Source organism: uncultured Oxalicibacterium sp. (genome assembly GCF_913776015.1).
Taxonomy (GTDB): domain Bacteria; phylum Pseudomonadota; class Gammaproteobacteria; order Burkholderiales; family Burkholderiaceae_D; genus Oxalicibacterium.
In genome coordinates this window covers 23,367-30,292 of record NZ_CAJYMD010000055.1, presented here as the reverse complement: position 1 = coordinate 30,292, position 6,926 = coordinate 23,367, and the positions used below count along the sequence as shown (strand labels likewise).

Sequence of the window (6,926 nt, the reverse complement as noted above, 5' to 3'; positions counted from 1 at the left end):
CGCTCCTCCGCTTGTGCCGCGGTTATTGCCATAACCGTGGTTAGCGTTACTGCCCGGCGTCGTGCCACTACCATTTGCAGTTGCTGATGTGCCGCCTGCGTTTGTTGCGCCACCAGTGGCCGATACGCTCCCGGTGCCGGTCCAGTTGCCTCCTGTATTGGCATTGCCGCCGTAGTTGCCTTGCACGGCATCACCGCCAAAGGCTTTGCCACCTGTGGTGCTGCCGCCAGTGGCGTTGCCCGAAATGGCACCGCCACCTGCACCGCCTGCACCTGCGACGGCAACCGCTGAAACCTGGCTACTGACAGGCGATGGCATCGACGGTGAATTGCCGCCATGGCCGCCGGCGATTGCACTGGCAGCAAACAGTGAAATGATGGCTGCTGCAATGAGTTGCTGTTTCATTTGTACTCTCCTGAAAAGGAATCGATATGGGATGTCGATCTTGTTGACGGATGAATGCGGCGAGATGGAAAACGTTTTTCATGCATCTCGCCTGTTAATCCACCTGATGCCAGCGGCCGTCTGGTTTCATCTGGATTGGCTTGATAGTAGGTCGCCCCCTGTTTTTCTTTGCGACAAAATCCTGTCAGCTTCGGCCATGCGGATTTGGCAGTTTTTGCCGGCTGGACACAAGAAATTTCCCATGAAAAATGTTTCTTAATGGGAATGTGCGTGAGGGTTGGACTGAACGGCAACTGATCGCGCGATGCTGCTCAGAATGATGACGACGTGCGAATAATGGAAATGCATCGCGCGAGAAGATGTATAGCGATGCCTAGCGCATCGTTGTACTTGCTTATGGCGTCATTTGAGAAGGGCGTACCTATTCGTTGGCGCCTTCCATATGTGTTGGGCGCGTCAGTAGGTTATTGCGAGACGACTTGGGCAGTCGTGGATGATGCCGAAACGTACCATGTGCGTTTCACATTTTGATTCAGCCTCGTGGGTACACCATGAATGATGCTGGCAGCTTAGGCAGAATCGATGTCATGAGCTCTGCCTGTTATTTAAGCAGAGTCGCCAAGCGGTTTTATTTTTGTATTGCGTCTCTTCATGCTGAATAGCGCAACATGCGGTTAGACGCGCTGTCCGTAAAACCAGTGCCACGGTTCATGAATGAATCCCAGCGTGTTGTCCTTCGGATAGGAGAGAGAAAAACCGAAACGATGTGCATGCGATTGCAACCACGCATAGGCGCTCGTGTTTTCGAATTCCGGTTCGGTCGCCATGCAGCCTGGTGTATTGATGTCGAGTGCGCAGCCCGTATGGTGTTCGCTGTAGCCGGGCGGTGCACTCAGCGTGAGGATGGTATCCATCGGCATGTTGCGATCCAGCTTTGCTTGAATGATTTCTATCTGGCGCTCGATGGTACGAAAGGATGAAACCACATCAAGCGTGATGCCTTCGTTTTGTGCAGCCTTCTTCATGTTTTGCCAGGCAATGGCAGTGGCGGGTGTCATCAGGCATTCACGACCATCGGGCGCACAATCGCCGCGTACCAGCTCGGTGGCTTCCGGGTAGAAGGGTAACTTCTTGTCGATAATCCATTGCATGGGAATGCCCAATCGAGCCAGTTCGAGGTGGATACGATCGCGGTAGTTTTCGGCAGAGTCAGTATTCATGCGGATTCGGATGAGTTGCGTTGCGGTTTCTCAGCATGGGGAACTGATTTCTCAAGCAAAAAAACGCGAACAGATAAGGGGAAACCCGTATGCGGCAGATGAAGTTTGTTATTATGCCGCCTGCAAAAGGAGAGCGTTTCGTGAAATTCAAGATGGCAAAAAATTCGGTGTTTGCCCAGCTCTTGCGTGCCAACTGGTACGTGAGCGGCTTCATCGGTGTGTTGATGGGTTTGATCGGTGTAATTTCGATGCCTCCCGGTTATCGTTTGTTCGGCACGATCATGGGGATTCCCTTCCTGATCGTCTGTTTCATTCGCTTTCGTCAGCAATGGGATGAGCCGGGTCCGATGCGCACTGAGGAAGTGCTGCAGAAAATGCGCAAGCTCACCTGGGATCAGTTTTCAGCCGAAATCGAAGTGGCATTGCTGCGTGACGGTTTCGCCGTCAAGCGTATCGATATGCAGGAAGCCGATTTTCATATCACGGCAGATGGCAAAACCGCACTGGTAAGCTGCCGCCGCTGGAAAGTACCCAACACCGGTATCGAACCCTTACGCGAATTGCATAAGGCGGTTGTGCGCGAAGGTGTGGATGAGGGGTATTACGTCACTGCCGGCGAATATACGGATAATGCGCTGAAGTTCGCTTCCGAAAAGAAACTCAAGCTGATCCACGACATGCCGTTGGTTAAACTGCTGAAGGAACTGCGGTATACCGAAACAGGCAAGGTTTAAAAAGAATTCCGGGGCTTCATGGTTGCCAGACACATGAAGCAGTGGAGGAGGCAGAAGAGTCGATACAATCGACCTCAGTCAGCAAACCGGCGGGCCGCAAGGTTCGTCGGTTTTTTTATGTGCGACCGCAATCTGAGCGCAGTGCATGCATGTGCGGAACAGGGCGCGGGAATGGATTGATAGAGGTCTGAGCCGGCCCGTGTTCAGCTCAGCGCGCAGAGGCAGTCCATCAGCCTTTGTCGGCCACAGCTTTTTCGAGTTCGGCCATTTTGACCTTGGTGGCAGCATCGTTGGCCTGACGCTCTGTCACATCGCGCGCAACGGCCACGGCACCGAGAATCGTGCCGCTCGCATCGCGCACCATGTCGAAGCTCATGTCGACGTAGATACGGCTGCCATCCTTGTGCATCGAACGCGTCGTCAGCACCTTGTTGACGTACTTCATCTCGCCGGTCGAAATGGCGTGGTTGAAGCCGCGATTATGCGCTTCGACCATGCGTTCGGGGATGATGATATCCAGCGTGCCGCCGATCACTTCTTCCGCCTTGTGACCGAAGATGCGTTCGGCACCGGCGTTCCAGATGCGCACGAGGCCGTCGCGGTCTGCAAAGATGATGGCGTCGGTGGCTTGGTCGACAATGCTCTTGGCGAGGGTGGCGTCGTAGTCGTTGCTGGGCATGGCTATCTCCGGTGAATGGCTGTGCTTGAAAATGGTGCGATCTTATCGATGATCCGCCATCGTGGTTTCATACAGGGCTGCGATCAAGTCGCTTTGCGACAGAATCCCGACCAGTTGTTTCTTCTCATCGATCACCGGGATCTGATGCAGTTCCTGATTCGACATCAGTGGCACCAGATCGACAATCGATTGCGTTGCCTCTGCCGTCACGACCTCACTGGTCATGATCTGGCCGACCACTTCCTGCTTCTCGCTATGACTAAGCTGGGAAGGGCGGATCAGATGCGCCAAACGCTGTCCCAAACCGGTATGGCTTTCCGCTTCGGCATGTTTCAGGTAGTCGGCCTTGGTAATGATGCCTATCACATGGCGGCCACGGTCAATGACAGGCAAGGCCGTCAGATCATGGCGTTGCAACAACTGCCATGCTTCAGCAAGAGGCGTGCCGAACTCGGTGGTGACAACGTCGCGTGACATGATGTCCGCACATTTCGTCTCGCCGACCTTGCGCCGATAGGCCTGCATTTCCGTCTGCAGCATGATGGCTTCGAGATCGCCACGGCTGATGTCGAGCACCTGGTTATAGCGCTTGAGTACTTCGTCCAGATCCTGTGCCGTAATCCCGGCGCGGTCAGTGGGGGCAGCATCCGTGGTGTCGTGCTTGCGCGGTTGCTCGGCAGCGCTTTGCGGCCGGTGAGGATAGGGGCGGCGCGTGGCATTGTTGTAGAACAGGGCAGTAAGAACCATTAGCACGGAATTCAGTAAGACCGGTACCAGAATGAAGTGGTAACCCATCTCATGAATTGCCGGCCCGCCGAGTACCGCTGTCAGCGCGACCGCGCCACTGGGCGGGTGGATGCAGCGTAACCAGAACATGGCACCGATCGATAGTCCCGCTGCCATGCCGGCTGCCAGTACTGGCGCGTCGATGATCTTGGCACAGGTGATGCCGATGGTTGCCGCCAGCAGATTGCCGCCAATGATGGACCACGGCTGCGCCAGCGGACTGGACGGCACGGCAAACAGCAGCACCGACGATGCCCCCATCGGCGCGATCAGCCAGGCGGTGCCGACACTGTCACCAAGGATCAGATAAGTGATTGCCCCCGTGAGCACAAGGCCGAATAACGCGCCGGCAGAGCCGCGCATGCGCTCGTAGCGGTCGACATAGCCTTGCGTGGGAAGAAAGGACCGAAGCCAGTTTTGTAGGGAAGATTGCATGTAATCTTGGCGCTGCCCGCAATCGCGAGCTGGAGACAAAAAGCAAGTTTAAATTTGCTGCATTTTAAATGCAATTTAAAAATTTAATACTCAAGCTACTCGAGCAGATGCGCGCAAGGAATTCATCCGCTACTTTAAAAGCATTCATCCCAAATGGCTGTGCGTCGCTGCAAGGAAACAATACAATCCGCCAGACAGGAAGTTCCATCCCGATTCATTATTCAATAGAGCGATCAAGGAGACGCCATGCCCGTTATCACCTGCATTGAAGATTTGCGTGTACTTGCCCAGAAACGCGTACCGCGCATGTTCTACGACTATGCCGATGCGGGCTCCTGGACCGAATCCACCTATCGTGCGAATTGCAGCGATTTCGAACCGATCAAGTTTCGTCAGCGTGTCGCGGTCAATATGGAAAACCGCACCCTGCGCACCACCATGGTCGGGCAGGACGTACGCATGCCGGTGGCATTGGCACCAACGGGTTTCACGGGCATGCAGCATGCCGATGGTGAAATTCTTGCGGCCAGGGCGGCGGAGCGCTTCGGCGTGCCATTCACGCTATCGACCATGAGCATCTGCTCGATCGAGGATGTGGCTGCACGTACCAGCAAGCCATTCTGGTTTCAACTGTACATGATGCGCGATCGCGGCTTCATCGAACGCCTGATTGAACGCGCCAAGGCAGCTAACTGTTCTGCACTGGTCCTGACGCTCGATTTGCAGGTGCTGGGACAGCGCCACAAGGATTTGAAAAACGGGTTGTCGGCGCCGCCCAAGCTGACCTTGCCCAACATTCTCGACATGATGACCAAGCCGCGCTGGTGCATGGGCATGCTGCAAACGCCCCGCCGCAGTTTCGGCAACATCGTCGGCCATGCCAGTAATGTGTCGGACCTGTCATCGCTGTCGGCCTGGACGGCGCAGCAGTTCGATCCGGCGCTGTCCTGGGCAGACGTGGAATGGATCAAGCAGCGCTGGGATGGCAAGCTCATCATCAAGGGCATCATGGATGCCGAAGATGCACGCCTCGCCGTGGCGAGCGGTGCCGATGCCATCGTGGTATCCAATCACGGCGGTCGTCAGCTCGATGGTGCGCTGTCCAGCATTGCCGCCTTGCCGGCGATTGTCGATGCCGTCGGCAACCAGATCGAGGTGCACATGGATAGTGGCATTCGTTCGGGGCAGGATGTGATCAAGGCACTCGCGCTTGGTGCAAAAGGCGTCTACATCGGTCGCGCCTTCCTGTATGGCTTGGGTGCGATGGGCGAAGAGGGCGTCAGCAAGACGCTTGACATCATCGAGCGTGAACTGGATATCACCATGGCTTTCTGCGGACTGACCGATGTACGCAAGGTGGATAAATCGATTCTGATTCCCGGTACCTGGATGACACCCCAAAGCGTCGCCTGATTGAATCGGGCGCTATCAGGCCTCACACTGCTGCGTCCTGTTTGTGATTTAAAATACTGTTTTTATATACAGTATTGGTATTGTCATGAGCGATCAGGACGAACAGCCGGTTTTCATTCAGGCACCGCTTTCCGCTCGCAAGGGGCGCGGTGCCGTGTCGAATCTGCAAGGTCGGTACGAATTGCAGTCGCGCGAACGGTTCGATGACGGTTGGGATGAACAGATAGCCGGCGAACATGCCGTCGAGGGCGCGCCACGCCTGCGTACCCATATCATTCACGAGACCGCGCGCAGTATTCTGAGTCGTAATGCGTCGCCGGATATCCCATTTGGCGTCTCCCTGAATCCCTATCGTGGTTGCGAGCACGGCTGCATCTACTGCTTTGCGCGACCGACGCACAGTTATCTCGGTCTTTCACCGGGGCTGGATTTTGAAACGCGTCTCTACGCCAAGACCAATGCAGCCGATCTGTTGCGGCAGGAACTGGCGCGACCTCGCTATGTGTCGCAACCGATTGCACTGGGCATCAATACCGACGGTTACCAGCCTTGCGAGCGAGATTTGCGGTTGACGCGCAGCGTTCTGGAAGTGCTGCATAACTGTGCGCATCCGGTCGGACTGATCAGCAAGTCATCGTTGATCGAGCGCGATATCGATTTGCTGGCCCCCATGGCAGAACGCCGATTGGCCGCCACCGCGGTCACCCTGACCACGCTCGATCCCGCCATCGCCCGCACGCTTGAACCGCGCGCCGCTTCTCCCGCACGGCGGCTACGCACAATACGTACGCTGGCCGAGGCGGGTATTCCTGTCAGCGTGAGCGTGGCGCCCGTGATTCCCTTCGTAACGGAACCGGATCTTGAACGCATCGTGGAAGCGGCGTTCGATGCGGGGGCCACCAGTGCACATTACATCGTGTTGCGCCTGCCGTGGGAAGTCAGCCCGTTATTTCGAGAATGGCTGCAAGCGCATTTCCCTGATCGCGCGCAACGCGTGATGAACCGTATTCAGGAAATGCGTGGCGGCAAGGATTACGACAGTGCGTTCAGCAATCGCATGAGCGGTGAGGGCGTCTGGGCCGACTTGATCCGGCAGCGCTTCGAGAAGGCTGTTGCGCGCTACGGCAAGCCGGGCGCACATCGTTTTGCCGGACTGGATACCAGCCAGTTTCGTCGTCCCATCATTACGCCAACAGGCAGAGCGAGTAGCCGTAGTGAGAAAAATGACGGCCAGCTCCATCTGTTCTGATGACG

The 6,926-nt window shown here is 56.0% G+C and carries 6 protein-coding genes and 1 pseudogene; 3 read left to right on the top strand and 4 right to left on the bottom strand.

Going from position 1 to position 6,926, the window contains the following annotated elements; all coding sequences use genetic code 11:
* A pseudogene (locus tag QZ725_RS09970) lies at positions 1–405 on the bottom strand (hypothetical protein); the annotation flags it as partial.
* A 674-nt stretch (positions 406–1,079) separates the two neighbouring features.
* Entirely contained in the window at positions 1,080–1,625 is a 546-nt protein-coding gene (locus tag QZ725_RS09965; protein WP_293779077.1) for a D-alanyl-D-alanine carboxypeptidase family protein, read from the bottom strand.
* A 140-nt stretch (positions 1,626–1,765) separates the two neighbouring features.
* Here QZ725_RS09965 and QZ725_RS09960 point away from each other — a divergent pair, with 140 nt between their 5' ends.
* Positions 1,766–2,359 (top strand): restriction endonuclease, encoded by a 594-nt coding sequence (locus tag QZ725_RS09960; protein ID WP_293779075.1) that lies wholly within the window; start codon positions 1,766–1,768, stop codon positions 2,357–2,359.
* Between the two features lie 229 nt (positions 2,360–2,588).
* Here the strand turns inward: QZ725_RS09960 and QZ725_RS09955 are convergent, their stop codons facing one another.
* Both QZ725_RS09955 and QZ725_RS09950 read right to left on the bottom strand, forming a co-directional pair.
* Complete coding sequence (locus QZ725_RS09955) at positions 2,589–3,038, bottom strand: PAS domain S-box protein (RefSeq protein ID WP_293779073.1); 450 nt, start codon at positions 3,036–3,038, stop codon at positions 2,589–2,591.
* 42 nt (positions 3,039–3,080) lie between these two features.
* A complete protein-coding gene (locus QZ725_RS09950; RefSeq protein ID WP_293779071.1) occupies positions 3,081–4,259 on the bottom strand; it encodes an HPP family protein in 1,179 nt (392 codons plus the stop codon).
* 246 nt (positions 4,260–4,505) lie between these two features.
* On the opposite strand from QZ725_RS09950, the gene QZ725_RS09945 reads away from it, so the two are divergent.
* Both QZ725_RS09945 and QZ725_RS09940 read left to right on the top strand, forming a co-directional pair.
* Entirely contained in the window at positions 4,506–5,672 is a 1,167-nt protein-coding gene (locus tag QZ725_RS09945) for an alpha-hydroxy acid oxidase (RefSeq protein ID WP_293779070.1), read from the top strand.
* 85 nt (positions 5,673–5,757) lie between these two features.
* Complete coding sequence (locus tag QZ725_RS09940; protein ID WP_293779068.1) at positions 5,758–6,921, top strand: PA0069 family radical SAM protein; 1,164 nt, start codon at positions 5,758–5,760, stop codon at positions 6,919–6,921.
* Positions 6,922–6,926: the final 5 nt, after the last annotated feature.

Excerpts from the sequence above, each read along its gene's own strand:
- QZ725_RS09965 (WP_293779077.1), bottom strand. The coding sequence starts at position 1,625 with ATGAATACTGACTCTGCCGAAAACTACCGCGATCGTATCCACCTCGAA.
- QZ725_RS09955 (WP_293779073.1), bottom strand. The coding sequence starts at position 3,038 with ATGCCCAGCAACGACTACGACGCCACCCTCGCCAAGAGCATTGTCGAC.
- QZ725_RS09950 (WP_293779071.1), bottom strand. The coding sequence starts at position 4,259 with ATGCAATCTTCCCTACAAAACTGGCTTCGGTCCTTTCTTCCCACGCAA.
- QZ725_RS09945 (WP_293779070.1), top strand. The coding sequence starts at position 4,506 with ATGCCCGTTATCACCTGCATTGAAGATTTGCGTGTACTTGCCCAGAAA.
- QZ725_RS09940 (WP_293779068.1), top strand. The coding sequence starts at position 5,758 with ATGAGCGATCAGGACGAACAGCCGGTTTTCATTCAGGCACCGCTTTCC.